Origin of the sequence: Neolewinella litorea (assembly GCF_004803465.1) — a bacterium.
Lineage (GTDB): Bacteria > Bacteroidota > Bacteroidia > Chitinophagales > Saprospiraceae > Neolewinella > Neolewinella litorea.
Window position 1 is genome coordinate 173077 of sequence record NZ_SRSF01000002.1, and the last position, 27000, is coordinate 200076.

At 61.5% G+C, this 27000-nt stretch carries 24 protein-coding genes; 12 read left to right on the forward strand and 12 right to left on the reverse strand.

Annotated elements, in window-relative coordinates; all coding sequences use genetic code 11:
* Window positions 1-6 precede the first annotated feature (6 nt).
* From E4021_RS06455 to E4021_RS06470, 4 genes are all read right to left on the reverse strand, one after another.
* Window positions 7-654, reverse strand: a complete 648-nt coding sequence (locus E4021_RS06455; protein WP_136457570.1) for a carboxypeptidase-like regulatory domain-containing protein — start codon at window positions 652-654, stop codon at window positions 7-9.
* Between the two features lie 76 nt (window positions 655-730).
* The gene (lon, locus tag E4021_RS06460; RefSeq protein WP_136457572.1) at window positions 731-3148 is read right to left on the reverse strand and encodes an endopeptidase La; all 2418 of its coding nucleotides are present in this window, start codon (window positions 3146-3148) and stop codon (window positions 731-733) included.
* An 84-nt stretch (window positions 3149-3232) separates the two neighbouring features.
* A complete protein-coding gene (locus E4021_RS06465; protein WP_136457574.1) occupies window positions 3233-4300 on the reverse strand; it encodes a hypothetical protein in 1068 nt (355 codons plus the stop codon).
* Complete coding sequence (locus tag E4021_RS06470) at window positions 4290-5420, reverse strand: glycosyltransferase (RefSeq protein ID WP_136457576.1); 1131 nt, start codon at window positions 5418-5420, stop codon at window positions 4290-4292. Before E4021_RS06470 ends, E4021_RS06465 begins: the two co-directional genes overlap by 11 nt.
* 237 nt (window positions 5421-5657) lie before the next feature.
* Between E4021_RS06470 and E4021_RS06475 the strand changes: the two genes are divergently transcribed.
* Entirely contained in the window at window positions 5658-6401 is a 744-nt protein-coding gene (locus E4021_RS06475; RefSeq protein WP_136457578.1) for a SpoIIAA family protein, read from the forward strand.
* Between the two features lie 12 nt (window positions 6402-6413).
* On the opposite strand, the gene E4021_RS06480 is transcribed toward E4021_RS06475, so the two are convergent.
* Window positions 6414-7739, reverse strand: a complete 1326-nt coding sequence (locus tag E4021_RS06480; RefSeq protein ID WP_136457580.1) for an NAD(P)/FAD-dependent oxidoreductase — start codon at window positions 7737-7739, stop codon at window positions 6414-6416.
* A 184-nt stretch (window positions 7740-7923) separates the two neighbouring features.
* Between E4021_RS06480 and E4021_RS06485 the strand changes: the two genes are divergently transcribed.
* On the forward strand, window positions 7924-9339 hold the full coding sequence (locus E4021_RS06485) for a Gfo/Idh/MocA family protein (RefSeq protein WP_136457582.1): 1416 nt from the start codon (window positions 7924-7926) through the stop codon (window positions 9337-9339).
* Between the two features lie 19 nt (window positions 9340-9358).
* Here E4021_RS06485 and aat read toward each other — a convergent pair whose 3' ends face one another.
* Genes aat through E4021_RS06500 form a run of 3 tightly spaced genes read right to left on the reverse strand, consistent with a single transcriptional unit; the run spans window position 9359 to window position 10840 of the window.
* Window positions 9359-10042, reverse strand: a complete 684-nt coding sequence (aat, locus tag E4021_RS06490; RefSeq protein ID WP_136457584.1) for a leucyl/phenylalanyl-tRNA--protein transferase — start codon at window positions 10040-10042, stop codon at window positions 9359-9361.
* A 3-nt stretch (window positions 10043-10045) separates the two neighbouring features.
* Window positions 10046-10342 (reverse strand): ATP-dependent Clp protease adaptor ClpS, encoded by a 297-nt coding sequence (locus E4021_RS06495; RefSeq protein ID WP_136457586.1) that lies wholly within the window; start codon window positions 10340-10342, stop codon window positions 10046-10048.
* A gap of 30 nt (window positions 10343-10372) precedes the next feature.
* The gene (locus E4021_RS06500; protein ID WP_136457588.1) at window positions 10373-10840 is read right to left on the reverse strand and encodes a redoxin domain-containing protein; all 468 of its coding nucleotides are present in this window, start codon (window positions 10838-10840) and stop codon (window positions 10373-10375) included.
* A 136-nt stretch (window positions 10841-10976) separates the two neighbouring features.
* Between E4021_RS06500 and E4021_RS06505 the strand changes: the two genes are divergently transcribed.
* Together E4021_RS06505 and E4021_RS06510 are read left to right on the forward strand one after the other, a co-directional pair.
* Window positions 10977-11768 carry an alpha/beta fold hydrolase gene (locus E4021_RS06505; RefSeq protein ID WP_136457590.1) on the forward strand — a complete coding sequence of 264 codons (792 nt, stop codon included), beginning with the start codon at window positions 10977-10979 and terminating at the stop codon, window positions 11766-11768.
* Between the two features lie 12 nt (window positions 11769-11780).
* Window positions 11781-13676: a hybrid sensor histidine kinase/response regulator gene (locus E4021_RS06510; RefSeq protein WP_136457592.1), complete on the forward strand. Its 1896-nt coding sequence runs from the start codon at window positions 11781-11783 to the stop codon at window positions 13674-13676.
* A 756-nt stretch (window positions 13677-14432) separates the two neighbouring features.
* On the opposite strand, the gene dnaK is transcribed toward E4021_RS06510, so the two are convergent.
* A complete protein-coding gene (gene dnaK, locus E4021_RS06515; protein WP_136457594.1) occupies window positions 14433-16316 on the reverse strand; it encodes a molecular chaperone DnaK in 1884 nt (627 codons plus the stop codon).
* 198 nt (window positions 16317-16514) lie between these two features.
* Here dnaK and E4021_RS06520 point away from each other — a divergent pair, with 198 nt between their 5' ends.
* Entirely contained in the window at window positions 16515-17126 is a 612-nt protein-coding gene (locus E4021_RS06520) for an L-threonylcarbamoyladenylate synthase (protein ID WP_136457596.1), read from the forward strand.
* Window positions 17127-17133: 7 nt separating this feature from the next.
* On the forward strand, window positions 17134-19488 hold the full coding sequence (locus E4021_RS06525) for a TonB-dependent receptor (RefSeq protein WP_246050240.1): 2355 nt from the start codon (window positions 17134-17136) through the stop codon (window positions 19486-19488).
* A gap of 4 nt (window positions 19489-19492) precedes the next feature.
* On the opposite strand, the gene E4021_RS06530 is transcribed toward E4021_RS06525, so the two are convergent.
* A complete protein-coding gene (locus E4021_RS06530; protein WP_136457598.1) occupies window positions 19493-19714 on the reverse strand; it encodes a hypothetical protein in 222 nt (73 codons plus the stop codon).
* An 83-nt stretch (window positions 19715-19797) separates the two neighbouring features.
* Between E4021_RS06530 and E4021_RS06535 the strand changes: the two genes are divergently transcribed.
* On the forward strand, window positions 19798-20646 hold the full coding sequence (locus E4021_RS06535; protein WP_168797488.1) for a hydroxymethylglutaryl-CoA lyase: 849 nt from the start codon (window positions 19798-19800) through the stop codon (window positions 20644-20646).
* Between the two features lie 71 nt (window positions 20647-20717).
* Window positions 20718-21329, forward strand: coding sequence for a DUF4294 domain-containing protein (locus E4021_RS06540; protein WP_136457600.1), 612 nt, complete (start codon window positions 20718-20720; stop codon window positions 21327-21329).
* A gap of 285 nt (window positions 21330-21614) precedes the next feature.
* On the opposite strand, the gene E4021_RS06545 is transcribed toward E4021_RS06540, so the two are convergent.
* Window positions 21615-22181 carry an FKBP-type peptidyl-prolyl cis-trans isomerase gene (locus E4021_RS06545; protein ID WP_136457602.1) on the reverse strand — a complete coding sequence of 189 codons (567 nt, stop codon included), beginning with the start codon at window positions 22179-22181 and terminating at the stop codon, window positions 21615-21617.
* 9 nt (window positions 22182-22190) lie between these two features.
* Window positions 22191-22868 (reverse strand): hypothetical protein, encoded by a 678-nt coding sequence (locus E4021_RS06550; protein ID WP_136457604.1) that lies wholly within the window; start codon window positions 22866-22868, stop codon window positions 22191-22193.
* A gap of 42 nt (window positions 22869-22910) precedes the next feature.
* On the opposite strand from E4021_RS06550, the gene E4021_RS06555 reads away from it, so the two are divergent.
* From E4021_RS06555 to E4021_RS06570, 4 genes are read left to right on the forward strand one after another with little or no spacing between them, the layout of a single operon-like run.
* Window positions 22911-23570 (forward strand): toxin-antitoxin system YwqK family antitoxin, encoded by a 660-nt coding sequence (locus E4021_RS06555; protein ID WP_136457606.1) that lies wholly within the window; start codon window positions 22911-22913, stop codon window positions 23568-23570.
* A gap of 36 nt (window positions 23571-23606) precedes the next feature.
* Window positions 23607-24656 (forward strand): type IX secretion system protein PorQ, encoded by a 1050-nt coding sequence (gene porQ / locus E4021_RS06560; protein ID WP_136457608.1) that lies wholly within the window; start codon window positions 23607-23609, stop codon window positions 24654-24656.
* A 60-nt stretch (window positions 24657-24716) separates the two neighbouring features.
* Complete coding sequence (locus E4021_RS06565; RefSeq protein ID WP_136457610.1) at window positions 24717-25715, forward strand: sugar phosphate nucleotidyltransferase; 999 nt, start codon at window positions 24717-24719, stop codon at window positions 25713-25715.
* Window positions 25716-25734: 19 nt separating this feature from the next.
* Window positions 25735-27000 carry a hemolysin family protein gene (locus E4021_RS06570; RefSeq protein ID WP_136457612.1) on the forward strand — a complete coding sequence of 422 codons (1266 nt, stop codon included), beginning with the start codon at window positions 25735-25737 and terminating at the stop codon, window positions 26998-27000.

Here is a 27000-nt window from a genome sequence, read left to right on the forward strand (position 1 = left end):
TAACGGCTAGTCGTCCTTGCGCTTGAAATCGCCGCGCTTCCACCCGTCGAAGAACTGTTTCCAGGCAATGGGGCTGAAGATGTTCATGGGGGGCCTCTGGCCGATGTAGTAGGTCTGCCGGGCCTGCTGGCGCAGGTAGTAACTGCTGTTCTCGGCACCGGAGCGCGGCACGCTTTCCTGCAGGCGCTCGAGCTTGTCGGCCGAGAGGTTCTCCGAGGCGCGGCTTTGCAGTTCGGGGGTGACGTCCATGGCCAGGAACTCCAGCTTAAAGTGCTCGCGGCTGGGCCAGGGAAAGACCACCGCCTCGGGCAAGTCGATGGCGTTGTAGGTCATGAGTTGCACCAGGCTGTACTTGTCGTCTTCCAGGGCGGGGTCGATGACGAACTCCACGTCGTCGTAGCCCAGAGCGCTGAAGAGGATCGTATCACCCTTGTGGGCCACGATGCTGAAGAAGCCTTCCAGGTTGGCGTAGGTACCGCGGCCGTCGTTCTTGATCAGTACGGTAGCGTAGGGCACGGGCTGCAGCTGGCTGTTGGTCCCGTCCAGGACCATACCGGAAAATTGTACCAGGGGTTCCCCGTTCTGGTCGACAAGCTGGGCGTGGGCCACGGAAGTGAAGCCGAAACAGAGCAGGAGGAAAAGCAGGTACTTCATAAGCGGGGAGAACGTAACTCGCGATAAGGACGCGCTCGCCGCGCCCGGGGTTGGGTGCCCCGAAGATGTTAACGATTTATTTATCGTCCGGGTTGTGGGCTTCCTGAGGGGCCAGGGCCAGGTCGAGCACTTCAAGCATGGTGTCTACGTAGCTCACTTCCAGGCCCTTGAGGTAACGGGGCTCTACCTCGCGGACGTGCCGTTCGTTGGACCGGCTCAGGATGACCTGCTTCATACCGGCGCGGCGGGCGGCCAACAGTTTCTCCTTAATACCCCCCACGGGCAGCACGCGGCCGCGCAGGGTGATTTCGCCCGACATGGCCAGATAGGGCCGAATGGGGCGGTTGGTAAAGGCGCTGGCCATGGCCGTCAGCATGGTAATGCCCGCGCTGGGCCCGTCCTTGGGCGTGGCGCCCTCGGGTACGTGCAGGTGCAGGTCCTGCGACTTCAGGGCCTCTTGCTCAATGCCGATCCGGGCCGCGTTGGCGCGCAGGTAAGAGCGGGCCGTGGTGGCGCTTTCCTTCATCACGGTACCCAGATTACCGGTTTGCTGCAGGCTCCCCTTGCCGGGGCTCAGGCTGGCCTCCACGAAGAGGATCTCACCCCCCACCTGCGTCCAGGCCAGTCCGATGGCGATGCCCGGCTGGTTGCCGACGCGGTACGGTTCGCGCTCGAAGATGCGGGGGCCCAGCACCTCTTCCAGCGCTTCCTTTTCGATCTTGACCGTTTCCTCGCCTTCCATAGCAATGCCCTTGGCTGCGTGGCGCATGAGGCCCGCGATCTGTCGGTCCAGGGAGCGTACCCCGCTTTCCCGGGTGTAGCCGTCGATGACTTCGCGAAGGGTGGCCACCGGTATTTTCACTTGCCGCGACTTGAGGCCGTGGGCTTCGCGCTGCTTAGGCACCAGGTGGCGCTTGGCGATTTCCAGTTTTTCCTCGGTCGAGTAGCCGCTCAGGCGGATGATCTCCATACGGTCGCGCAGCGCGGGCTGGATGGACTGCAGGCTGTTGGCGGTGGCGATGAAGAGCACCTTGCTCAGGTCGACGTCCAGGTCGAGGTAGTTGTCGTGGAAAGTGGAATTCTGCTCGGGGTCGAGCACCTCCAGCAGGGCCGAGGAGGGATCGCCGCGGTGGCTCTGCCCGATCTTGTCGATTTCGTCGAGGATGAACACCGGATTGGCGCTGCCGACCTTGCGCAACGACTGTACGATGCGGCCGGGCATGGCGCCGATGTAGGTCTTGCGGTGGCCCCGGATCTCGCTCTCATCGTGGAGGCCGCCGAGGCTGATGCGGACGAACTTGCGGCCCAGGGCGTGGGCGATGCTCTTGCCCAGACTGGTCTTACCCACGCCGGGAGGGCCGAGCAGCATCAGGATGGGGGCGGTCATGTCGCCCTTCAGTTTTAGTACGGCGAGGTGTCCCAGGATGCGGTCCTTGATCTTTTCCAGGCCGTAGTGGTCGTTATCCAGTACGCGGGCTACCGATTTGAGGTCGAAGTTGTCCTCCGTGTATTCCTGCCACGGCAGGTCGAGCAGCATTTCCAGGTAGGAGAGTTGGACGCTGAATTCCGCCACCTGGGGATTCATGCGCTTGAGGCGGACGAGCTCCCGGTCGAAGGTCTGGGCGACCTCCCGCGGCCATTTTTTCTCTTCGGCGCGGGCCTCGAGCTCGCTGATTTGCTGGTCGTTGGGATTTTCGCCGAGCTCGTCCTGGATAGCCTTGATCTGCTGGTTCAGGAAGTACTGCCGCTGCTGCTGTTCGATGTCGCCGCGGGTCTTGTTCTCGATCTGGTCGCGGAGTTCCAGGATATGGAGTTCACGGCGCAATTCGTTGAGCACGCCCTCGGCCTTTTCGGCCAGGCCGTTGGTTTCCAGCAGCTGTTGCTTGGCCTTCATCTCGGCGTTGAGGTTGCTGGCGATGAAGTTCAGCAACTGGCTGGGCCGGTTGATGTTGTCGAGCATCACGCGCGCTTCGGTCGGGATATTCGGACTCAGTTCCACGGCCCGCACGGCCATGTCGCGGATGCTGTCGACCGTAGCCTGAAAGGTCATTTCCTCGCTCGGCTCCTCGTATTCCAGGGGTTCGATGGTTCCGGCCATGAAGGGGGCCTCCTGGGTCACGGAGGTCCGGCGTACGCGTTGCCCGCCCCGCAACACGGCGGTGAGGCTGCCGTCGGGCATCCGCAGCATTTTCAGGATGCGGGCCAGGGTGCCTACCTCGTAGAGGTCCTTGACCTCGGGTTCTTCCACGTTCAGGTCGCGCTGGGCGAAGACGGCCACCAGGCGGTTTCCTTCGGCGGCTTTGTTGACGGCATTGATGGAGCGGTCGCGGCCGATGTTGATCGGGGTGACGATGGTCGGGAAGAGTACGGCGTTCTTCAACGCCAGGATGGGTATGGGGCTGGGTGTATCGCTGTCCACGAGCTCCTCATCCCCGTCCTCGAGGCCCAGGAAGGGCAGCATGTCCGGGTCGTCGTCAATTCCTCGTTTGTCCATCTGTATCGTAATCTTTGGTCGGCCCACGGTATATCCTTTGCGGTCAGTTGCAAGGGGCAAAGGTAAGGAAGGATACGGCGATGGTTAGGGCTTTGGGGCGAGGAGTTCCGCGGCCGCATCCCGCAGGCTCCTACCGGCGAATAGACTATCCCACTCCCCCACGGGCTGCTGGCGGGCGCGCTCCAGTGCCTCGCGCCATTGCGTGGGCGAAAGCTTAGGGTCGACGATGCGGGTCAGCCCCAGCCTCTCCAGGGCGCGCATCTTGCACGCCTGCTCGTCGAAGGGCCGGGGTTCGGGCAGGCTCAGATAGGGTGTCCGGGCGGCGCCGATCTCGAACATGGTATTGGTCCCGCCGCTGCCCACCACCACGTCGGCGGCCCGCAGGTAGGGAAAGGTGTCATCTTGGCGGCCGACGGCGCGCAGGTTGCCGGGCTCACTTCCGGAGGCCATAACCTGCCCCACCAGCAAGAAGGTCCACTCCGGAACGGCCTCGGCTATCCGGGCCCACTGGCCTTGCTCCCGCGCTCCGCCGCCCTCTCCGTTGATTACGGTGACGACCCGTTCGTCCACTGACAGGCCCAACTTCATGCGACATTCCACGCGGCCCTCCGTACGGTCGTCGTAGCGGCTGAAGGCACCCAGGTAGAGGGTCTTTTCCCTTATCCACTGCGGCGTATGCGCATCTTCAAGCGCGGCAGGAAAGGGGGCAATGAGGCGTTCGGCCAATCCGAAAGCGGCCAAATGGGCGGGATCGTCGCGCCGTCCGTGCAACCGAACCAGCGTCGTTCGGACGCCGCAAAGCCGCACGAACAGCGCCACTTCCACCGACAGGTCGACTACGAAGAGGGAGGGGCGGTGGCGGGCGATCCAGTCGGCGAGCAGAGCCATGCGCTGTTGCACCCCGGGCTGATCGACCGGAGCGTAGTGCAGCACCTGTCCCTGCAGCAGGTCCAGCGCGGGGTCACGGCCCCTCGTTACGTCGGGTGGCAAGGCGTGTACCTGACCCCGCTCCCACCCCGCAAAGCGCTCGGTGGCGGAGGTGAATACGTGGACGGGTACATTTCGGGGCAGGGCATTGGCCAAGAGGCGGGTGCGGGTAGCGTGGCCGGCTCCGTGGTGGTGTGCGTAAAAACCTACGGGGCTAGGCAACACTGCTTGCGGCGGTTGGCAGGGACGGTACCGACCACGCCGCGGCCCGGGGGGCGGAGGCCGGGGCGAGTCGGCGGTAAATGGTTTCGTAGCCGTCGATCATGCGGCTGACGGAGAAGTCGCGCTCCGCCCGGCGGCGACAGTCCTTACGATCCAGGCGGGCGGCTGTGGGCAGGGCGGCGGCCAGGGCTTCCACGTCGTATTTGGGTACGATTACGCCGCAGCTGTTGTCCAGGATCTCACGGGTGGCACCACTGTCGAAGGCCACTACCGGCGTGCCGCAGGCCAACAGTTCCGGGAGCACCAGACCGAATGGCTCCTCCCAGGTGGAGGTGAACATTCCTACCGCCGCCCGTCCGGCCTCGCGGCAGATGCCGGCGTGGTCGAGGTGGCCGATGTACTCCACCGTATCGTCGAGTTCCGGTGCCACCGCGCGATCGAAGTACTCCTGATCATAGATCGAGCCAGCTAGCCGCAGCCGGAAACCGGCCCGACGGGCGGCCTTGATGGCGTACTCGGGTCCCTTTTCCGGACAGATACGCCCGAACCAGAAAGCGGTACGGGGCTTTCCCTCGGGTGAGAAGTCCCAGCGATCGACGGCAATACCATTGAGCACCACCGAGCAGTGTGTAATGTCTGACGCCCACTGCCGGGCCGTGCTTTGGCTGACGGCCACGAAATGATTGCCGAGGTAGGGGCGGGCCAGGATCACGCCGCTGCGCAGCGAGGCAAAAGGCGGACAGTGCAGGCTGGTGACCATCGGACAATCGAGCGTATGCGCCAGCGCCAAGGGCAAAAAGTGCAGGCTGTTGTTGTGTACGAGGTCGAAGGGCCCTTCCTGAATGGCATTCATTACCGAGGCGTAGGCGTGGAACTTGTTGACGAAATCCATGCCAAATCCCGGTTCCTCCGCAAACAAGTCGATGCCCTCCGCCGCCTCAACGGCATCGAGCGGCGGCGCGACGACCCGGAACCTCGGGTCGGAGTCGGGCAGGGCGAAAAGCGTGACGTCGTGGCCACGGCGGGATAGGTGCTCCACCAGCGCGTGGGTGTGCATTTCGAGTCCACCGTGGAAGGGTTCCCTTATCGGGAACTTCAGGTGGGCAATTACGGCAATCTTCATTGGTCAGGGGTAAAAAATGGGTGGTTGGGCGGGGACGGGGGAAGCGGTCGGCGGCTAGAAAGCGGCAGGCATATCGGAAATCCCTCAGGGTCAATTTTGTAACTGGGATTTTTTGGGGAAGGTTTGGGATTTGGGGAAATCGTTTTCCACATCGACCGGAACCGACGGCTCGTCGATTAATCAGCCACAGGTCTAATCCTTCGCCGCCTTACCGTAGTTTACCCAGAAAATAACGCTATGGTCACCATCTTCCCCCTCTCCCAGGATAACATGCTCGGTTTTACGCTCGACGGCGAGGTCGACGACGAAGGCATGCGAAAGTTGTTGATGGCGGTAGAGGCGAAGGTCATCACCCATGGAAAGCTGCGCCTGCTCGGCAACATCAAGAACGTGAGCGGCTTCGCCAGCTACCAGTCCTTCTGGAACACCATCAAAACCAAGAAGGAACTGCTCGACAAGGTGGAGAAGTACGCCATCCTGACCGACCACGGCTGGCTGTCCACCCTCAGTGAGGGTATCGACTGGCTGGCGCCGCACATGGAGGTAAAGACCTTCCGCCTCAACGAGGGAGAGGTGGCCCACCAGTGGCTGCGCCTGGATCGTGAGGAGCCCTCCAAGGTCGAGGCCGTCAAGGAAATCGATCTCGGCGACCCCCGGCTGCTAGGGCTGGCCATCGTCGGCAAACTCACTACGGCCGACTACGACCGCATCAATCTGCTGGTCGAGGAAAAGGTCAAACACTACGGCAAGGCCCGGATCCTGCTCGAAGTGATCAGCACCGACGGCATCAACGCCCGTACCCTCTGGGAAGACCTGAAAACGAGCCTGCGGCTGTACAAGGACCTGGAGCGCGTGGCCATCATCGGCGATCAGACGTGGCTCAAGACCAGCGTCAAACTAAGCGACCTGTTGACGCCCGGACTGGACCTCGCCGCCTTTTCCACCGTGGAGCGCAAGCGGGCTATCGCCTGGTTGGACTGAGCCCGTTAACCGCTAACGGTTTGGTGTGGGGCTGTCCGCCGGCACCTTACGCGGTCGGATGATCAGGCGCAGACTCTGGTTGTAGTTGATGTAGTTGTAGACCCAGTTCAGGAAGACGAAGACCTTGTTGCGCGATCCGAGGATGGCGAAGAGGTGCACCACCAGCCACACCAGCCAGGCCATGACGCCCGCGAAATGGTACTCCGGCTTCGGGATGTCGACCACCGCCCGGCCCCGCCCGATAGTGGCCATGCTGCCCTTGTCGTTGTAGTGAAAGGGTTCCCAATCCTCCCCACGCAGGTGGCGGTAGCGGAAGTTCCTGGCGAGGTGCTCGCCCATCTGAATGGCCACCTGGGCCACCTGCGGGTGCCCCTGGGGGAAGTCCGGCTCCTCCATATAGGCCACGTCGCCGATGGCGTAGACGTTCTCAGTGCCCTGCACGCGGTTGAAGCGGTCGACGGCCAGCCTGTTGCCGTAGGTGATGCTCTCCGCCGGTAGGCCCGGAATCGGCTCGCCCCGGATACCGGCCGCCCAGATGACCTTTTGGCTCACGATCGTGCGCCCGTCTGACAGGATCACCTGCTTGCCGTCGAAGGATTCCACCCGGCTGTTGAGCAACACCTTTACGCCAAGGTCCTCGAGGTATTCCAGTGCCCTGGCGCTGCTGTTGGCGCTCATGCCTTTCAGGATCACGTCGCCCGACTGCACGAGGTAGATATCGAACTCGCCGGCTACGTCCAGTTCGGGATAGTCCTTGGGCAGCACGTGCCGCTTCATCTCCGCCAGCGATCCGGCCAGTTCCACCCCGGTAGCGCCCCCGCCCACGATGACGATATCGACCAGCTCCTGCCGGTCGTCGTAGGAAGGCGTAGTGAGGGCATCCTCATAGTCGTCGAGGATCGAGTTGCGTAGGTAGAGGGCCTCCGACACCGACTTCATGGGCAGGGTACGCCGGGCCAGTTCCTCGTTCCCGTAGAAGTTGGTGTCGGCTCCCGTAGCGACGATCAGGTGATCGTAGTTGCAGTGCCCGAGGGGCGTCTGCAGCTGCTTCGCGACCGGATCGACGTGCGTTACCTCCGTCATACGGATCAAGATGTTCTCCTTGCCCTGAAAGAGCTTGCGGAAGGGAAATACGATGCTGCTGGGCTCCAATCCCGCCATGGCCACCTGGTAGAACAGCGGCTGAAACTGGTGGTAGTTGTTGCGGTCGATCAGCACGACCTGGTAGTCCGCCTTGACGAGCTTGCGGGCCAGTTGCAGACCGCCGAAGCCGCCACCTACGATGACGATGCGTTCCAGCTCACTCTCCGGAATGTTGATTTTGGTAGTCGGATCCATACGTTCGGTGTAAGCTCATACCGGGGGTTTAGGTTCGCGGCGGAGCGCGGGTGCCCAGGCCGGCTCCCGGCGGGGCCGCCGTAACTGTCGGTTGCAATCGGTGACAAATGACAAACAAGTTCACAATCGCGTGAAAGCGGAACGATTCCCAATATGTATATTGCCCGCTATTAACCTCTCGATCATGCCCAAAAAGACAATCCCGACCAACCGTCGGCAATTTCTGCGCACGGCCGCTACCGCGGCGGCTGCCTTCACCATCGTTCCCCGCCACGTGCTCGGAGGCAAAGGCTTCAAAGCCCCTTCCGACACCGTCAACATCGGCGCCATCGGTGCCGGCGGTAAGGCTACCAGCACCCTCAAGGCGCTGGAGAGCCAGAACATTGTCGCCCTCTGCGACGTCGACGACTCCCGCGCCGCCGAAATGCGGACCCGCTTCCCGAAGGCTTCCTACACCAAAGACTTCCGCGTGATGCTGGACAAGTACGGCAAGGACCTTGACGCGGTGGTGGTCACTACCCCCGACCATACGCACGCCATTGCCGGATTGGCCGCAATGAATCTCGACAAGCACCTCTACATCGAGAAGCCCCTCGCGCGTACCATCGCCGAGGTACGCATGCTTACCGAAATGGCCAAGAGCAAGCCGCAACTCGTTACCCAGATGGGCAACCAGGGTGCCAGCGGCGAAGGCATCCGTCGCACCCAGGAACTTTACGAGGCCGGCCTGATCGGCGACGTGCATACGGTATACGCCTGGACCAACCGTCCCATCTGGCCCCAGGGCGGCAAGGTACCCCAGGGTACCGACCCCATCCCCGCCGATTTCGACTGGAACCTCTGGCTCGGCCCGGCGGCCATGCGCCCGCACAACAATGCCTACCACCCCTTCGCCTGGCGCGGTTACTGGGACTTCGGCACCGGAGCCCTCGGCGATATGGGCTGCCACATCGTGGATACGCCCTTCTACATCCTGAACCTGGGCTACCCCGACAGTGCCGAGGCCAGCGTGGTGCAGGTATTCAGCCAGAACTGGAACCCCGACTACACCCCTGAGACCTGCCCGCCGGCCGCGAAGATCCACGTCAAGTTCCCCGCCCGCGGAGAAAAGCCACCGGTCGAACTCATCTGGACCGACGGTGGCATCTTGCCCGGCCGGCCCGACGAACTCGGCGTCGACGAGCAAATGGGCGACGGCGGCAGCGGCATCATCATGGTGGGCGACAAGGGCAAACTGATGGCCGACACCTACGGTCAGAACCCGCGCCTGCTGCCTACCAGCCGCATGGAAGAAATCAACGTACCGGAAACCCTCCCCCGCGTGGAAACCTCCCACGAGATGGACTGGATCAACGGCATCAAGGAAGGGTACCAGCCCAGCAGCCACCTCGGCAAGGCCGGCCCCCTCACGGAAACCATCCTCATGGGCAACCTGGCCGTTCGCGGCTATGAGTACCGGTTCCCGAAAACGGGCGGAACCCCCGACGAGTACGAGATCCGCGGCCGCACCCGCCTGCTCTGGGACGGCGAGGAAATGCGCGTGACCAACGTTGATGAAATGAACCAGTTCGTAGGCCCGGGCGAGATGCGTAAATTCTGATGCACCGCCCACGCGTGCGTTAGCCCCACTTCCCCCGCTCCGTTTCTTCGGCGTCGATCTCCGCGAGATGGTCAACGAATTCGGCGCGGGGGATGGGCCGCCCGCCCAGGCTCCGCAGGTGGTCAGTCTCCTGCTGGCAATCGATGAGCCGATAGCCCCGTTCGTGCAGCCGGCGTACCAGACTGATGAAGCCGAATTTGCTGGCGTTGGGGCGCTTGAAGTACATGCTTTCCCCGAAAAAGATCTTGCCGAGGGCGAGTCCGTAGAGGCCCCCAATCAGCTCGTCGCCTTCGTAGACTTCCACGCTGTGGGCGATGCCCATTTCGTGCAGGCTCACGTAGCCGGCGATCAGGTCGTCCGTGATCCAGCTGCCGCGCTGTAGCGGCCGGTAGACCCTGCGGCATTCCTCCATCACCTCCCGGAAACGCTCATCATAAGTTACGCGGTACTTCTGCTGGTTGAAGTACGGGCGCATGCTCTTGCTCACCTTGAGCTCATCGGGAAAAAGTACGAAGCGGGGATCGGGGTGCCACCAAAGGATGGGCTCTCCTTCGGCGAACCAGGGGAAGAAACCGAGGCGGTAGGCATTGAACAGTCTTTCGGGGCTCAGGTCGCCCCCGAAGCAGGCCGGGCCATCACCATTCGACCGTAGTGGGTCGGGAAAAAGTTCTGGAAAACGGGGGTCAAGACGGTAAAAGGGCATTAACTATCCTTTACCCTCGATCACGGCGCTCAGGCCGCGATCACAGAGTGCATCCTTCTTGGGTCGCAATTCATTGAAGGCGGCGGACTTCACGGTAGCCTTTCCCTTAAGGTGGATCATCAGGGCGAGTTGCTCGGATTGCTCCGAAGAATGCCCCAGAATTTCCACGAAACTCTGCATCACCCAATCAAAGGTGTTGTGATCGTCGTTGAACACGATAAGGTCGGCCGGTTCACCGGTACCGATGTCGATGTCTTCTTCTAACAGGACGTCTTCCTGGCCGGATGCATATATACTCATAAGTTCAGGCGCTAATTCTCGAAAAAACTCTTACAGGGCCGCCAAAGTTGCCCGGACGGCCGAATAATCGGGTTGATTGCCCGCCGACTCCAGCACTTCGGCATACCGGATGACGCCTTCCCCGTCGATAACGAAGGCCGCACGCTTGCTTACGCCGTGCATGTCCATCGTGAAGGTATCGTACAGACAACCGTATTGCCGGCTTACCTCCTTATTGAAGTCGCTCAGCAGCGGGAAGTTCAGCCTCTCACTCGCTTTGAAATGGGCCAGGGTGTACACGCTGTCGACGCTCACGGCCACCACCGCCGCGTCGAGCCGGTCGTATTCCCCGAGGCTGTCGCGCATGGTGCAAAGCTCCTTCGTGCAGACGCTGCTGAAGGCCAGGGGAAAAAACAGGAGGACCAGCGGCTGGCCGGAAAAGTCTTCCAACCGGAGCGGTTTGCGGCTGTCGGAATACAACTGGAATGCGGGGGCTTTGTCGCCAACTTTGAGGGGCATAGGGCAAATTTATGTGCGGTGGTGAAGACAATCCGCTTGCGGGATTGTTTATTGTGGGCACTGTCGGGTTGAACCGCTTCCGCCAACGATCAGGCCGGTAATCCGACCTTGCCCTTACGTACACCAACCTTGTGTTATGTCCTCCGTAGTTACCGACCACAACGTTACCGAGCATGGCGTGCCCGATGGCCAACCCCTGATCTTTGCCCACGGCTTCGGCTGCGATCAACAGATGTGGCGCCACGTGGCGCCCCTCTTCACCGACCGGTACCGCGTCATCCTGTTCGACTACGTGGGTGCCGGCAAAGCGCAGAGGGAGTTCGATCCGGAACGGTACAGCACGCTTGACGGATACGCCGCCGACCTGGCCCGCATCTGCCGGGAGTTGGAACTCGACAACATCGCGCTCGTAAGCCATTCGGTGAGTTGCATGATCGGCGTGCTGGCGGCCAAGCGGCTTCCGGGTCGTTTCAGCAAGCACGTGATGATCGGACCCTCCCCCCATTACCTCAACGACGGCGACTACCGAGGCGGATTCGACCGGGAAGACATCGACGAGTTGCTGGAAAGCCTCGACAGCAATTACCGCGGCTGGTCGCGCGCTATGGCCCCGGTGATCGTCGGCCCCGAAAACGGTCCGGAACTGGCCCAGGAACTCGAGGAATCCTTCTGCCGGTTGAACCCCGACGTGGCCAGTGTATTCGCCAAGGCTACCTTTCTCGGCGACAACCGGGAAGACCTGGCCGATTACCGGGTTCCGACGTTGATTCTGCAGGCCAACAACGACCGTATCGCAGGCCCCGCTGTCGGACAGTATACCGCCGAACAAATAGAGGGCAGCCAACTTATCTACCTTGAAGCGGACGGCCACTGCCCGCACCTCAGTGCTCCCGACGAAATCATCGATTCGATCGAATCGTTTCTATAATCAACTGCAGTTATGCATTTCCTCAAATCTTCGCTCAGCGCGGCTACATCGCGGACGATTGAGGAACACGCCCGCCAGTTCGTCGATAACGCCCCCTGCGGCTACCTGATCACCGATCCTAACGGACAACTCCTGGGCATCAACGATACCTTGCTGGACTGGCTGGGTTACCAAAAGGAAGACCTGGCGGGCCAGCGCACCATGCAGGACATCCTGAACCGGGGCGGAAGTATTTACTTCGACACCCACCTGGCCCCCCTGCTCGGCATCCAGGGCGAGGTGCGGGAGATCAACCTGACGCTGGTGCGGCAGGACGGCAGCAAGCTTCCGGTTCTCATCTCCGCCACCCACCACGTCGTCGGCGACGGCCCCACCCGCTTCAACAGCTTCGTGGTGACCAACTTCACCGATCGGAAGAAATACGAACGGGAGCTGCTCGAGGCCCGCAAGCGGGCCGAATCTTCCGACCGCGCCAAGACTTCCTTTCTGTCCACCATCAGCCATGAGGTGCTCACGCCCCTCAACGCCATCATCGGTACGGCTGACTTGCTCGGCGTCAGCGAACTGGACCCCAACCAGCGGCGCCTGCAGTCCATCCTGATACAGTCGGGCAACCACCTGCTTTCCCTGTTCAAGAACATCCTGATCGTAGCCAAGTCGGGCCTCGGCGAACTTAAGGTTTCCCACCAGCCGTTTTCGGTTCGCAGGCTTGTACAATCCATCGTTGACAGCTTTCGCTACGGCAGTGCCGACGAGACCACCTCCTATACCATCAAGATCGACGACCGGGTGCCGGCGGGCGTGGTGGGCGACCCTACCCTCTTCAACCAGGTCCTGACCAATCTGATCGGCAACGCCGCGAAATTTGCCCGGGGCGGGAAGGTGTGTATCGCCGTGGAGTGGCTCGACCAATCGGAGCTCGGTCACCACCTTCGTTTCTCGGTGACCGACGACGGCATAGGTATTCATCCCGAGCACCTGGACAAGTTGTTTCAACCCTTCAGTCAGGCCACCCAGCACATTCATCAGAAGTACGGCGGTTCCGGACTGGGCCTGTCCATCTGCCAGCGCATCCTCGATTACTTTGACAGCACCGTACAGGTGGAGAGCACCCTGGGGCAAGGATCCCGCTTCTGGTTCGAGGTAGTGCTGCCCGAAGGTGACATCCCACCGCAGAGCACCCTGAGCATTGGCGACCTCCCGGTGATCGGGGCCGGGCGCGTCCTGATCGTGGAGGATAATCGCACCAACTCTTTTCTCGTCGCGCGCTATTTCCGCAGGTGGAAAGTGGATTTTGATCTGGCAGCCAACGGAAAGGAGGCCCTGGAATGTGTTGAGGCCAACGACTACGATCTCGTACTGATGGACCTGAAAATGCCGGTAATGGACGGCTATACCGCCTCGAAAAGGATCCGCTCCATGCCCCCGCCCAAAAATCAGGTGCCCATCATCGCCTTCTCCGCCAGCGCCCGCATGGCCATGACGGAAAAAATGCACGACGCGCACATCGACGATTTTGCCCTCAAACCTTTTGACCCCCGCCAACTACACGCTTTCGTACGGCGCTACCTCAGCCCTCCCGCCATGAATTTTCCCGAACTACGCAGCACCCTCGACCACGACCCCGCCGAGCTTGAGGCCTTCTCCATCATCCTGCAGCAGGAACTCAACCAGGCATCCGATGCCCTCACCAAGGCGTTCGCCGACGACGACGTACACGAGATCGGCGACCTGAAGCACAAGCTCAAAACCACGCTCCAGATCCTCGAAGCCGAAACGGTTAAACAGAACCTGCAGGAGATCGTCGACGACCTCCGCGCCGGCCGTTCACCGGACAAAAAAACCAAAGCCACCGTCCGCCAGGAACTCGACAAACTATCCCGCCGCCTCGCCCGGCAACGGTGGTAGGGCGACGTAGCGCTTAGAGGTACGCGTAGAGATATCTGCCGCCAGTTGGCAGCGGTGCGCTCACGCGGTACCTGGAGGTGCGGGACCGTTCGTGCGCCACCTGGAGGTGACCAACCGCCCACGCGTCACCTGGAGGTGACGAACCGTCATGCGGTGCCTGGAGGTGACGAACCGTCATGCGGTGCCTGGAGGTGACGAACCGTCATGCGGTGCCTGGAGGTGACGAACAGCCCACTCGCCACCTGGAGGTGACGAACCGTTCATGCGGCGCCTGGAGGTAAAGGACAGCCCATGCGCCACCTGGAGGTGACGAACCGTCATGCGGCACCTGGAGGTGACGAACCGTCATGCGGCACCTGGGGGTGACGAACAGCCCACTCGCCGCGTGGGAAATATTCCTCTCTACCAATTGCTTTATTAACCCTGCACTCGGTAACTGGAGGTGCTGAATCGTGCCTGCGCCACCTGGAGGTGACGAACCGTCATGCGGTGCCTGGAGGTGACGAACAGCCTATGCGCCACCTGGAGGTGACGAACCGTCATGCGGTGCCTGGAGGTGACGAACAGCCCACTCGCCACCTGGAGGTGACGAACCGTTCATGCGGTACCTGGAGGTAAAGGACAGCCCATGCGCCACCTAGAGCTGACGAACCGATTATGCGGCACCTGGAGGTGACGAACCTTTCACGCGACACCGGGAGGCGACGGACCGCCCACGCGCCGCGTGGGCAAAATCTCTTTTATCCGAGCTTAATACTACGCCAGGTCCTGCCCCTTCATCGCGGCGGCCACGTTACGGTCCAGCGCCTCATGCGCCAGGGGGGTCGTGAAGGTGTTGAGTTCCTCCAGCCGCCGGTTGATCTCGTCCTTGTCCGAACCCTGTACGCTTTCGGCCAGGGCGTCGGCGTAACGGTTGATTTCCGCCACCTGGTTGGGGGTGAGCCAGCTTTCGTTCTGCCGGATGAATTTGCGGGCGCTCAACAAGACATTGTTGGCCTCCGTGCGCGCTTCGGCCAGGGCCCGCGCCGCCATATCGGCTTCGGCGTTCTGCAGACTGTCCATCAGCATCAGGGCCATTTCCTCCTCGCTGATGCCGTACTGGGATTTGATCGTAACGCTCTGTTCGGTGCCGCTCCGGTGTTCGGTGGCCTTCACCCGCAGGATGCCGTCGGCGTCAAGGTAGAAATGGATCTCGATCTGGGGGATACCGGCCGGCATGGGCGGAATATTCTCCAGGATAAATTCACCCAGCTTGCGGTTATCGGCCACCATGTCGCGCTCACCCTGGTAGACAGCGACTTTCAGCTTCACCTGTCCGTCGACACTCGTGGTGTATTTCCGCCCCACCTTGGTGGGCACCTTGGAGTTGCGGGGAATGATGGGGTCCATGAGCCCGCCCACCGTTTCAATTCCGAGGCTTAGGGGGGTAATGTCCAGCAGCAGCACGTCCTTTTGGTTGCCGGCCAGCACGTCGGCCTGGATGGCGGCACCGAGGGCCACTACCTGATCGGGGTCTAGGCTGTCGTTAACCTCCCGCCCGAAGAATTCACTCACCGATCGCTTCACCAGGGGTACACGGGTACTCCCCCCCACCATGATGACGTGGTCGATATCTTCCTTCTGCAGTCCGGCATCTTTCAGGGCGCGGTCGCAGGAGCCGAGCGTACGCTCCACGAGCGGGGCGAGTCGGTTCTCCAGTTCAGTGCGCGTCAGGTGCAGGGAAATACCGTTGAAGTCGGCCGTGAATTCCGTTTCGGAGGAAAGCGCCTTCTTCGCCCGTTCGGCCAGCAGTCGGATCGTGCCGCGCGATTCGGGGCTGTCGAGCTGCAGCGAATGGTTCTCCCGCCAGTAATCCACGATGGCCTGGTCAAAATCATCGCCGCCAAGGAAGGTATCGCCGTTGGTACTCAGCACCTCGAAGATTCCCTGCTCGATCCGCAACAGCGAGACGTCAAAGGTGCCCCCACCCAGGTCGTAAACGGCAATGGTGCGCCCCTCATCCTCGTCGGTAAGACCGATACCGTACGCCAGACTGCTGGCCGTAGGTTCGTTCACGATGCGCAGCACGTCCAGGCCGGCCAGCCGGCCGGCGTCGCGGGTAGCTTGCCGCTGGGCGTCGTTGAAATAGGCCGGCACGGTGATCACCGCCCGGCTGACGGTGGTACCCAGCTCCGCTTCGATGCGGGCCTTGAGCGTCTTGAGGATCTCGGCCGACAGTTCAATGGGACTATAGTAGCGATCCCGGCCATCGGCGGTCTGTACCGCGATCTTCACCAGGCGGTCCTCGTCTTCGTCGATGATGCGGTAGCCGAAGCGGTCCTTCACTTCCGACAGGTCGCCGTAGCTTTTTCCGAGCAGCCGCTTCACGGAGTAAATGGTGCGTTCGGGGTCGGTTTCCAGGTGGGATTTCGCCGCCTCACCGACTACCGTCGTGCCGTCCGCACGAAAGTGCACGACGCTCGGTACGAGTACGCTCTTGCCATCGGGGCCCGCAACGGCCACGGCGTGGCCGTCCTTGACGTGGGCCACCAAACTATTGGTTGTGCCCAGATCGATGCCGACGATCGTTTCTCCTACGGAGGTAACCGCTTCGTCTTCCTTTACTTTACCTGCCTGCAGGTCGATGCTATACTTTGCCATAGTGGGTATACGCGCAGGGGCGGGGGGTGGTTGGCGGAAATTCAATCCGCCTGATCCACCGCAAACCCGTCCCCGGCAAAAACTGCCCCGCATACCGGCCGCGGCCTGCGAACAATAATCGTGCCCGCCCGATTGATGGAGCATAACCGCAGGCGAGCCGATCGACCTTCCTGTGTATATTGCCACAAAACCCACGCTATGCTAGTAAGTATCAATCCCGACAACCCGCAGCCCCGCCTCATCAAGCAAATGGTTGACATCCTCGAAGCGGGCGGCGTGATCATCTATCCTACCGACACCGTATACGGCATCGGCTGCGACATCACCAACAAGAATGCCGTGGAACGCGTGGCCCAGATCCGCGGTATCGACCCCAATAAGGCCATGTTCAGCTTCATTTGCCAGGACATCAGTCAGGTCACTGAATACTCCGCCACCATCAACAATGACATCTTCCGGGTGATGAAGCACAACCTGCCCGGCCCCTTCACCTTCATCCTCAAGTCCAATAACCGCACCCCCAAGGTGCTGAAGAACCGGAAGGAAACGATCGGTGTCCGGATCATCGACAACAACATCGTGGATGCCCTGGTACGCGGACTCGGCCGCCCCATCCTCACCGCCAGTGTAAAGCACAGCGACTCGGTAAAGGAATACTACACCGACCCCCACGAGATCAACGACGCCTACGGAAAGCGCGTGGACGCCGTAATCGACGGGGGAATCGGCGGCAACGAGGCCAGTACCATCATCGACTGTACCGGGGAAGAAGCCCTGCTGCAACGCGAGGGGATCGGCGTGCTCAAGTAGATTTCATTTGGCACTTCAATCGTCAGTGGACCGGCCGCCGCCCGGCCCTACCCCGCGCGGCCCGCTGCTGCGAATCATCCTGCTCTGCCTTACCATACTGGCCGGCACCTGCGCCCGCGCCCAGAACGGAATCGTGCGCGGCAACCTCTACGATGCGGAGGACGGCGCCCCGGTACCCTTTGCTACCGTACGCCTGCAGCCCCTCGGCCGGGGCACTAACACGGACGCCGATGGCTTCTTCACATTCGGCAACCTCCCCCCCGGGGACTACCGCGTGGTGGCCACCTATGTCGGCTACGACAGTACAACCGCCCGGGTGGTCCTGGAGGTGGAAAATGAAATCGAGTACCTGCGCCTGCTGCTCCCCCCCGCCGCGGTGAACCTGTCTGCGGTGAACGTTTCGGCCCGGCGACAAAGACAGCGCGAGGACGTGGCCGTCTCCCGAGTGACCCTGCTGGCTTCCGATATCCTGGAGCTGCCGTCCATCGGCGGCACGCCCGATCTGGCGCAGTACCTGACGGTGCTGCCCGGGGTCGTCAGCAGCGGCGACCAGGGTGGGCAGCTGTACATCCGCGGGGGCAGTCCGGTGCAGAACAAGATCCTGCTGGACGGAACAACGATTTATAACCCCTTTCACAGCATCGGCCTATTCTCCGTCTTCGAAACGGAGGCGATCGGCGTGGCGGAAGTACACACCGGGGGCTTCAACGCCGAATACGGTGGCCGCACTTCCGCAATCGTCGACCTGCAGACCCGCACCGGCAACAAGCGCCGACTGGCGGGACTGGTAGCGGTAAGCCCCTTTCAGGCCAAGGCTCTGGTGGAAGGTCCCCTGCGCCCACTGGGGGAATCCGGCGGCAGTATATCCTTCCTCCTGACCGGCAAGCAGAGCCTGTTGCCGCAAACCAGTCCACGGCTGTACGAATACGCCACGCCGGAAGGTTTTTTCCGCACCGGCGGCGACAGCACCGCCGCGCCGCGGGGGCTTCCTTATGACTACCGTGACCTCTACGGCAAGGTGACCCTCTCCGGGGGGAACGGCTCGGCCCTGGACGTATTCGGCTTTCAGTTTACCGACGACTTCGCGATCGAGGGATTGGCCGGGCTCAATTGGTCGAACACCGGAGGCGGCGGACGATTCACGCTGGTGCCCCCGACCAGCGACGTGGTCATCGACGGGGTGTTGTCGGCTTCCTCCTACTCCGTCAACCTGCTTGAGACTGACCGTGGCCCACGCAGCAGCGGGATTGCTCAGTATACCGCGCGTCTGGACTTTACCTACTTCGGGGGGCGGGAACAGGTGGCCTACGGATTTGAATTCAACGGCATCAACACCGACTTCATCTTCCTCAACGCGAGTGGGATCACTTTCCGACAGGAGGATTTCACCTCGGAGATCAACGGCTACGCAAAGTACAAGCGCAGCCTGGGCGACCTGATCGTGGAGCCGGGCCTCAGGGTACAGTACTACGCCTCCCTGAACACCGTTTCGTTGGAACCGCGCCTGGGACTAAAGTACGCGGTGCACGAAGGGTTGCGGCTGAAGGCGGCCGGCGGCTGGTACAGCCAGAACCTGATCGCCACGCAGAACGACCTGGACATCGTCAACTTCTTCCAGGGCTTTCTGGTGGGGCCGGAGAGTCGCATAACGGAGGGCGAGAACAACTTGCAGCGGGCGATACACGGCGTTGGGGGCGTGGAATACGACGCGAGTGACCGGCTGAGCTTCAACCTGGAGGGATACTACAAGGGCTTCACCCAACTGCTGGAACTCAACCGCGGGAAGTTGTCGGCCGCCGACCCCGACTTCGTGGCCCTCTCCGGCACGGCCTACGGCGGCGACGTATCGGCGGAATACCGCTCCGGCCCCCTGCGCCTGGCGGGCAATTACGGACTGGCCTTCGTAGACCGCAACGACGGGACGGAGGTGTACCCCACCAGCTTTGACCGGCGCCACACGGTCAATCTGTACGGCAGCGTAGGGTTCGGAAGCCAGGAGCAATGGACTACCGGCTTCCGGTTCACCTTCGGTTCCGCTTTCCCCTTTACCCAAACGGTGGGCGTCATCGAGGACCCCGGGGTAGCGGATAACCCCGTACTGACGGATTTTCTGACCGGTAACGGGAACCCCCTAGTATTGCTGAGCACCGACCGCAACGGGGGGCGCCTCAGCGACCTGCACCGGCTGGATGTCAGTCTGAGTCGTGAATTTATCTTCGGATCGCACGCACGGCTGGAAATTGCGGCCAGCGTGACCAATGCCTACAACCGCGAAAACATCTTTTACGTCGATCGCCTCAGCGGTGGACGCGTAGACCAGCTTCCGGTCCTCCCCGCCCTGGCGGCAACCTTCTACTGGTAGCGGTTCATATCTCCTCCTGCTCCCAGTCCGTTTGGGCCAGATAAATCAGAATAATCCCCCCGATGACCATGAGCAGTCGTACGATGAAGGAGATGCCTACGCCGAGTTCATACAACCAGGTCAGAAAGAAAATGTCCACGCCCACGAAATTCAGCAACAGCGAGATCAATCCCAGGAAAAGAAGCAGGAAGCCGATGACGGTAAGGGTGGTGGAATGCTTGAACATGGGGGCAAGTTTCCAAGGAAACTACCCGGGGGGCGGGGGTGTTGTCGCAGCAATGGTGATATTGCCTTCTAAATTATCTCTCTTTGGCTAACGTCAAGCTTATCGAATGTCCGCGCGACGCCATGCAGGGTCGGCACGAATTTATCCCCACCGAGGTCAAGACCGCCTATCTGCAGGGCCTGCTCGCCTGTGGTTTTGACACCCTCGACTTCGGAAGTTTCGTCTCCCCTAAGGCCATCCCGCAGATGCGCGACACCGCCGCGGTGGTGGCCGGACTGGACCTTAGCCAGACCAGGACCAAACTGCTGGCCATCGTAGCCAACCGCCGCGGTGCCGAGGCCGCCCTTACCCATCCGGAGATCGACTACCTGGGCTACCCCTTCAGCGTAAGCGAGACCTTCCAGCTGCGCAACACGAACGCCAGTCTAGCCGACAGCCTCGAGCGCGTCAAGCAGATCCAGGAGCTCACCGTCGCCGCCGGACGGCAGATGGTGGTGTACCTCAGTATGGGCTTCGGCAATCCCTACGGCGATCCCTGGAACGCCGAGGTCGTAGAGCAATGGCTGGAGCGACTGGCGGCCCTGGACATCACGATATTTCAACTTTCCGATACCATCGGCGTGAGTTCGCCGGCGAGCATCAGCTACCTGTTTGCCAACCTCATCCCCCGCTACCCGGAGCTCGAGATCGGTGCGCACCTGCACACCACCCCGGATACCTGGCGGGAAAAGGTGGTGGCCGCGGAGGAGGCTGGCTGCCGCCGCTTCGACGGAGCCATCCGCGGTTTTGGCGGCTGCCCGATGGCCCGCGACGAGCTTACCGGCAATATGCCCACGGAGCACCTCGTTGATTACTTTGGAAGCCAGGCTACGGGGGTGGATCCCGACCGCTTTGCGGCGTCGCTGGGCGCGTCGCTGGAGGTCTTCCGCTAGGCTTATTGAGGAAGCTGTACCTTTATACTGCACCGCCCCGCCTTTCGTTTTATATTCGGAACTAATCCCCCATGCGTCTACTCCTTCCCGGTTTACTGGTCTTCTGCTGTTCGCTCCTGCTGGCCCAGGAGGGCTATACCCGGCTTAATGGACAACTGTACCCCTACACCCTCGACGATTGCGGCGACACCATCATCATCGCTCAGTTGAATGATATTTCCGTCAGCTCACCGGAGTTCTTTGCCTCCGACGAGGAGTACAAACTCTACCGCCGGTACCGGATCTACGCCCAGCGCGCCTACCCCTACGCCGTGGATGCCATCCGCATCTTCCGGGAAACGGAGTACATGACGCAGAACATGAGCAAGCGCGATCGCCGGCGCTACATCAAACGCCTGCAAGACGAGTTGGAGGAGAAATTCGAGGAACCGCTCAAGAAGATGTCCAAAACCCAGGGTAAAGTGCTCATCGCCATGATCGAAAGGGAAACCGAAGAGCCCATTTACGATCTCATCAAGGAACTGCGTGGAGGCCTCACGGCCCGCTACTGGGCTACCCTGGCTGGCTTTTACGGTCACAAACTCAAACAGCAGTACACCATTGGCGACGACCGCATCCTGGACTCCGTGCTGGATGATTTCGATATCAGCTATGAGTTGCCGGAGCGGCAGGTGCGTAGGTAGGGGTTTAGGTGGTGAATTTCTGAGTTGGTGAGTTCTTGAATTAGTGGGCATTCTTGCCTCGCTTTGCTGGACCCGCGTGATTGATTTTCTGACTTGGTGAATTATTGAATTGGCGGCCATTCTTGCCTCACTTCGCTCGGCGTGCGTGGTTAGGTTCCTGAGTTGGTGAGTTAACGGGCATCATTGCCGTGCTTAGAGGAGTTTTCCGACCCGAGCGAAGCGAGGGACAACCCCCAGACGGCAAACTCACCAATTCAAAAATTCACCAACTCAACAACCCAGAGACTACTCCTCCCAGATCTGAATATCCTCAATGAGAAATTCCAGGGGCTCATGCGCCGGCACCAGGGTATCGCCGTTGGGGGCGGCAAGGCCGGCGGCACCGTAGGCCAGGTCGCTCGGAGTGAGAATGCGGAGTCGGGCACCGGGCCGTACGCGCTGCAGGGCCAGGTTCCAGGCGGGAATGAGGTCACCGACGCGGAAGCGGAGGGGGGTGCCGCGGCGGCGACTGTTGTCGAATTCCGTGCCGTCGAGGAAGTTACCGGTGTAGTGGACCGTCACGATGTCGCCCGAGTCCAGGGGATTGAAATTGCCCTCTTCCAGGATTTCGTAGAAGTAGCCTTCCGGAGCCGCGTACACGTCGTAGTTGCGGTCGATCGCCCGGTTGATGATGGCATTGCGCTGGCGGCCGGCCCGGTCGTCGGAGGGGCTGAGCTCACCGATGAGGCGCGATTCTATGGCGGAGCGTTCCCCTTCCGGTCGATCCGGTTCCGGGGGGGAGTCGGCGGGGCCGCAGGAGCAAAAAAACAGTAGCAAAAGCAGCGCAAGCGGGCGGGGGCAGAGGGGGGTCATGGCAAACACTTATCCGTTGTAAAGATCATCGGCGTACTGCAGGATGCGTAGCAGGTCGGCCCGGCGCGCGGGGTCAAGGCCGTGCTCCTTGATGAAGCGACTGACGGGTCCCTTCAGCCCTAGGTCGGAAGGCAGGCGACGGGCACTCATGCGCAGGGCGACGAGCTCCCCGTCCACGAAGGCGTAGTACAGCGGCTTGGGATTGAACCGCCGCAGGCGTACCGTCTTGCCGACATCCTGTACTACCTTTTCGTCATTGATGACGTCGTAAACCAGCGTGGCCGTGACGAAGTCGCCGGTGTAGATCAGTTCGGCGTACTTGTCGGGAAACTTGGGGTTGATGCCGAAGGCGTAAATATGCGGCTCCCCCGCGTCGCCGGTGGTTTGCACTCGCAGGAAGTGCCGGTTGGCGAGTTCACGCAGTTCGCCGTTCGCGCGGTACTCGAACTGACTCGTAAAACCGTTGAAATTCAACGAATCGACCACGTAGCGATTCAGCGCCCCGTCAAAGAGAATGCCGGAACGGAAGGTGGAGTAGCGGTAAGGATCGCCGCGCACCTCGCGGTAGCGGTTGGGGTCCACCTCCCGGCTGGACGTGAGCAAGTACTCGGCCTCGGTCTGCTGGCCGGCCAGCCCCAGGGGTAGGCAAAGTACGAGAAGCAGGCGGCACAACGTTGGGACGAACATGATCGGGGGTACTTGTATTCACGAAGTTAAACAACATATGCCATGCCGATCCGTGCCCTGACCGCCCTGCTCCTGCTTACCCTGCTCAGCACCTGCGGCCCCGCCAACGAGACCCGCGAGGAAACCGATGCTTTGGGCTTCCGTACCGAATATGAGGTTTCGCCAGAAACGGGGGAACGGGAAGGCTTCGCCCGCCGATATGACCCCGCCGGCAACCTAATTGCCGAGGAGCTCTACGCCGACGGCCAGCTGGACGGGACGCGCAAGACCTTCTACGCCGACGGCAATCCGGAAATCGTGGAAAACTACCGCGCCGGACAGTTCGAAGGCGACTACATGACCTACGACTCCCTGGGGAACCTGCGGTTGCACGGCCAATACATCAATGGCGTAATGGGCAAAGTGTGGACCCGCTACTGGCCCAGCGGAACGGTACGTGAAGTGGTCACCTTCGCCGATAACCGCGAGAACGGACCCTTCCGGGAGTGGTACGAGAACGGTAAGCCACGCGCGGCGGGGGCCTACGCCGACGGAAAAGAACAGGGTATGCTATGGCAGTTCGACGAAAGCGGGCAACTAAGCGCGATCCGGGATTGCCAGGCCGGCGCCTGTACCGCCGTGTGGAGGGCCTCCGACGGCACCCCGCCGCCGGCCGAAGCCCCGAACATGACGCGGCCCGCCGACGCCGAGGCCACGAAGTAGGTCGGAAAGGCGGTGTCCTTGCGTACCTTTACTTCCATGCGAATATGCGTACTCCTAGGCCTGTTGCTGCCCGCCGCGCCCCTGCTGGCGCAGATCGGCGGGATCTCGGCGTACGAGTTCCTGAACCTGCCCAACTCCGCCACCGTGTCGGCCCTAGGCGGCCACCACATTGCGGTGCAGGACGACGACCTTTCGCTCGCTGCCCGCAATCCGAGTCTGCTGAACCCCAGCCATAACGGCGCGCTCCAACTCAGCCACGCTTTCCTGCCGGCGGGCATCAACAACAGCTTCCTGGCTTACGCCCGGCACCGCGAGGACCTGCGGACTACTTTTTCTGCCGGATTACAGTACGTGGGCTACGGCAACGACCTGGTGCGGCGCGATCCGACTGGCCAGGACCTGGGCACCTTCAGTGCCGCCGACTACTCCGTGACGGTGGGGGCCGCCCGCAGCATTGAGGAAAGATTGACCGTGGGCCTCAACGTAAAAGTCATCGCCTCCCAGTTGGCGGGCTACGGTAGCTTGGGCATGGGCATGGACGCGGCAGTGCATTACCGCGACACCTCCGGACGGTTCGGGATCACGCTGCTGGCCCGCAACTTCGGTCGGCAACTCACCCACTACGCCGCCGACGGCCGGCGCGAGCCCATGCCCTTCGAACTGCAGGCGGGCCTGAGCCGGGAACTGAAGTACCTGCCCTTCCGCTTCTCGGTAGTGTACCGCTACCTCGACCGCTGGAACGTGCTGTACGACGATCCGGAGGCCGCCGACGATTTTCAGCTGCTCAGTCCGGACGGGGAAGAAACGGGGGTGCGCGGACCCGGGGCCCTGTTCTTCGACAACCTGGCCCGTCACTTCGTTTTCAGCGGGGAATTGCTCATCGGCAAACAGCGCAACCTGCGCCTGCGGGCGGGGTACAACCACGGACTGCGCCGGGAGCTGCGACTCTCGGAATTCCGGTCCGCCGCCGGCTACAGCTTCGGCTTTGCCTGGAATACGCGGCGCTTCCGGCTGGCTTACGGTCGGGGTACCTACCACCTCGGCGGGGGCGTCAACCAAATTACCCTCGGCACCGTGATCCGGTAGGGGAACCTTTTGCCCCGACTTCCGTATAAGAGTACCCATGACGTATCGTACCTTCCGCCCATGAAAGCCATCATCCCCGTTGCCGGGGCGGGCATGCGTCTGCGACCCCTCACCTACACCCAGCCCAAGCCCCTGATCCCAGTGGCCGGCAAGCCCATCATCAGCTTCATTGTCGATCAGCTGATCGAATTGGGGGTGTCGGACTTTATCTTCATCATCGGCTACCTGGGCGAAAAGATCCGGGAGTACATCGAGCGGGTGTACCCGCAGCTGGATACGGTATTCGTCAACCAGGAAGAGCGCATGGGTTCGGCCCACGCCATCTGGCTGGCGCGCGACCACTACGTCGACGCCGGCGAGATCATGATTTTCTTCGGCGACGCCATCATCGATGCCGACCTGAGCGAGTTCGTGGACTCGCGCGTCAGCTGCATTGGCGTAAAGACCGTGGAGGACCCCCGACAGTTCGGCGTAGTAGAGCAGGACAGCGAGGGCAACATCCGCGGGCTGATCGAGAAACCCACTATCCCGCGATCCAATCTTGCCATGGTAGGTTGCTACAAGATCCGGGAGGTGCAGAAATTCATCGAGGCCTGCGCCCACAACCTGGAACATAAGATCCGCAGCATCGGGGAGTACCCGTTAACGGATGCCCTGGCGCGGATGCTGGAATGGGGCGTCGAGCTGCGCACCATTCGGGTCGACAACTGGTTCGACTGCGGCCGCCGGGAAGTACTGCTGCAGACCAACGCCATCTTCCTCGACCGGCCGGGCTTCGCAACCGACGATCCCCCACCCTACGACAACAGCATCATCATCCATCCGGTACACATTGGGAAGGACTGCATCATCAGCAACTCGATCGTCGGGCCCCACGTCACGGTTGGCGCCAACACCAAGCTGGAAAACGCCATCGTGTCCGACAGCATCATCGGCGATTACGCGCGTATTCACGACATCGTCCTGCGGAAGTCCGTCGTCGGTAACGACGCCAGCATCGGCGGCATGCGGCAAAGTCTCAACATCGGCGACAATACCGAAATTGACTTCGGCGGATAGATATGCCTAAATTCACCCCATGAGCCTGGCGATCGCCATTATAATTTGCCTGTTGATGTCCGCCCTCTTCAGCGGGGCCGAGATCGCCTACGTCTCGGCCAACAAATTGAGGGTCGAACTGAAGAAGAAGCGGAACAACACCCGCAGCCGCATCCTCACGCGCTGGTTCGAGCAGCCGGCCCAGTTCCTGAGCACGATGCTGGTGGGCAACAACATCGCCCTGGTGGCCTTCACCTCCCTGGTCACCGTGCCGCTCACCTACGTGCTCAACGCTTACCTCAATATCGGTTCGGATGTCGCGGTACTGTTGCTCAATACCCTGGTCATCACCATCACGGTGCTGATTTTCGGCGAGTACGTGCCCAAGACCATCTTCCGGTTGTACTCCGACAACGCCCTCTACTTCTGGGCGCTGCCCCTGCGCGCGCTGCAGGCCCTGCTCTACCTCCCCAGCCGGGTGATGACCACGACGAGCGACTGGGTGCTGCGGCTCTTCTTCAAGCGCCCGAGTGAGGAACTCGACACGGTGCTGACCCGCCTTGACCTGGAGAACTTCGTGAACCGCAGCCAGACCAGCGAGGAGCAGGAGGCGGCCATCGACACCAAACTTTTCGGCAATGCCCTCAACCTGGCCGACGTGCGGATCCGCGATTGCATGGTGCCCCGCACCGAGATCGAGAGCATCGACGTCAACGCCACCGTTGAGGAACTGGAACAGAAATTCATCGACACCCACCTGAGCCGCCTGCTGGTGGTCGACGGCGACGCCGACAATGTACTGGGCTACGTGCACCACCAGCAGTTGCTGGACTACCCCGCCACCATCCGGCAGTGTATCCTGGAGCTCACCTTCGTACCCGAAGTGGGCCGGGTGGCCGACCTGCTCGACCGGGCCGTAAAGGACCAGCTCAGCATCGCCTGCGTGGTAGACGAATTCGGCGGCATCGCCGGCGTGGTGACCATGGAAGACCTGCTGGAAGAGATATTCGGGGAAATTGAGGATGAGTACGACGAGGACGACTACGTCGAGATCGACGAAGGCAATGGCTATTACCGCTTCAGCGGCCGCCTCGAGATTAGTTACCTCAACGACAAATACAACCTGGGACTGCCCGAAGGGGATTACCAAACCCTCTCCGGCTTCATCGTGACCACCGCCGAACGGGTACCCGAACCCGACGAATGCCTGGAACTGGAAGGCTTCCACTGCCGGATGCTGGAAGTGAGCAATACACGCATCGAAGTGGTCCACCTGCACGTGCTCCCACCACGGGAACAGGACTAA

Excerpts from the sequence above, each read along its gene's own strand:
- E4021_RS06455 (WP_136457570.1), bottom strand. The coding sequence starts at position 654 with ATGAAGTACCTGCTTTTCCTCCTGCTCTGTTTCGGCTTCACTTCCGTG.
- lon (WP_136457572.1), bottom strand. The coding sequence starts at position 3,148 with ATGGACAAACGAGGAATTGACGACGACCCGGACATGCTGCCCTTCCTG.
- E4021_RS06470 (WP_136457576.1), bottom strand. The coding sequence starts at position 5,420 with ATGAAGATTGCCGTAATTGCCCACCTGAAGTTCCCGATAAGGGAACCC.
- E4021_RS06475 (WP_136457578.1), top strand. The coding sequence starts at position 5,658 with ATGGTCACCATCTTCCCCCTCTCCCAGGATAACATGCTCGGTTTTACG.
- E4021_RS06480 (WP_136457580.1), bottom strand. The coding sequence starts at position 7,739 with ATGGATCCGACTACCAAAATCAACATTCCGGAGAGTGAGCTGGAACGC.
- E4021_RS06485 (WP_136457582.1), top strand. The coding sequence starts at position 7,924 with ATGCCCAAAAAGACAATCCCGACCAACCGTCGGCAATTTCTGCGCACG.
- aat (WP_136457584.1), bottom strand. The coding sequence starts at position 10,042 with ATGCCCTTTTACCGTCTTGACCCCCGTTTTCCAGAACTTTTTCCCGAC.
- E4021_RS06495 (WP_136457586.1), bottom strand. The coding sequence starts at position 10,342 with ATGAGTATATATGCATCCGGCCAGGAAGACGTCCTGTTAGAAGAAGAC.
- E4021_RS06500 (WP_136457588.1), bottom strand. The coding sequence starts at position 10,840 with ATGCCCCTCAAAGTTGGCGACAAAGCCCCCGCATTCCAGTTGTATTCC.
- E4021_RS06505 (WP_136457590.1), top strand. The coding sequence starts at position 10,977 with ATGTCCTCCGTAGTTACCGACCACAACGTTACCGAGCATGGCGTGCCC.
- E4021_RS06510 (WP_136457592.1), top strand. The coding sequence starts at position 11,781 with ATGCATTTCCTCAAATCTTCGCTCAGCGCGGCTACATCGCGGACGATT.
- dnaK (WP_136457594.1), bottom strand. The coding sequence starts at position 16,316 with ATGGCAAAGTATAGCATCGACCTGCAGGCAGGTAAAGTAAAGGAAGAC.
- E4021_RS06520 (WP_136457596.1), top strand. The coding sequence starts at position 16,515 with ATGCTAGTAAGTATCAATCCCGACAACCCGCAGCCCCGCCTCATCAAG.
- E4021_RS06530 (WP_136457598.1), bottom strand. The coding sequence starts at position 19,714 with ATGTTCAAGCATTCCACCACCCTTACCGTCATCGGCTTCCTGCTTCTT.
- E4021_RS06540 (WP_136457600.1), top strand. The coding sequence starts at position 20,718 with ATGCGTCTACTCCTTCCCGGTTTACTGGTCTTCTGCTGTTCGCTCCTG.
- E4021_RS06545 (WP_136457602.1), bottom strand. The coding sequence starts at position 22,181 with ATGACCCCCCTCTGCCCCCGCCCGCTTGCGCTGCTTTTGCTACTGTTT.
- E4021_RS06550 (WP_136457604.1), bottom strand. The coding sequence starts at position 22,868 with ATGTTCGTCCCAACGTTGTGCCGCCTGCTTCTCGTACTTTGCCTACCC.
- E4021_RS06555 (WP_136457606.1), top strand. The coding sequence starts at position 22,911 with ATGCCGATCCGTGCCCTGACCGCCCTGCTCCTGCTTACCCTGCTCAGC.
- porQ (WP_136457608.1), top strand. The coding sequence starts at position 23,607 with ATGCGAATATGCGTACTCCTAGGCCTGTTGCTGCCCGCCGCGCCCCTG.
- E4021_RS06565 (WP_136457610.1), top strand. The coding sequence starts at position 24,717 with ATGAAAGCCATCATCCCCGTTGCCGGGGCGGGCATGCGTCTGCGACCC.
- E4021_RS06570 (WP_136457612.1), top strand. The coding sequence starts at position 25,735 with ATGAGCCTGGCGATCGCCATTATAATTTGCCTGTTGATGTCCGCCCTC.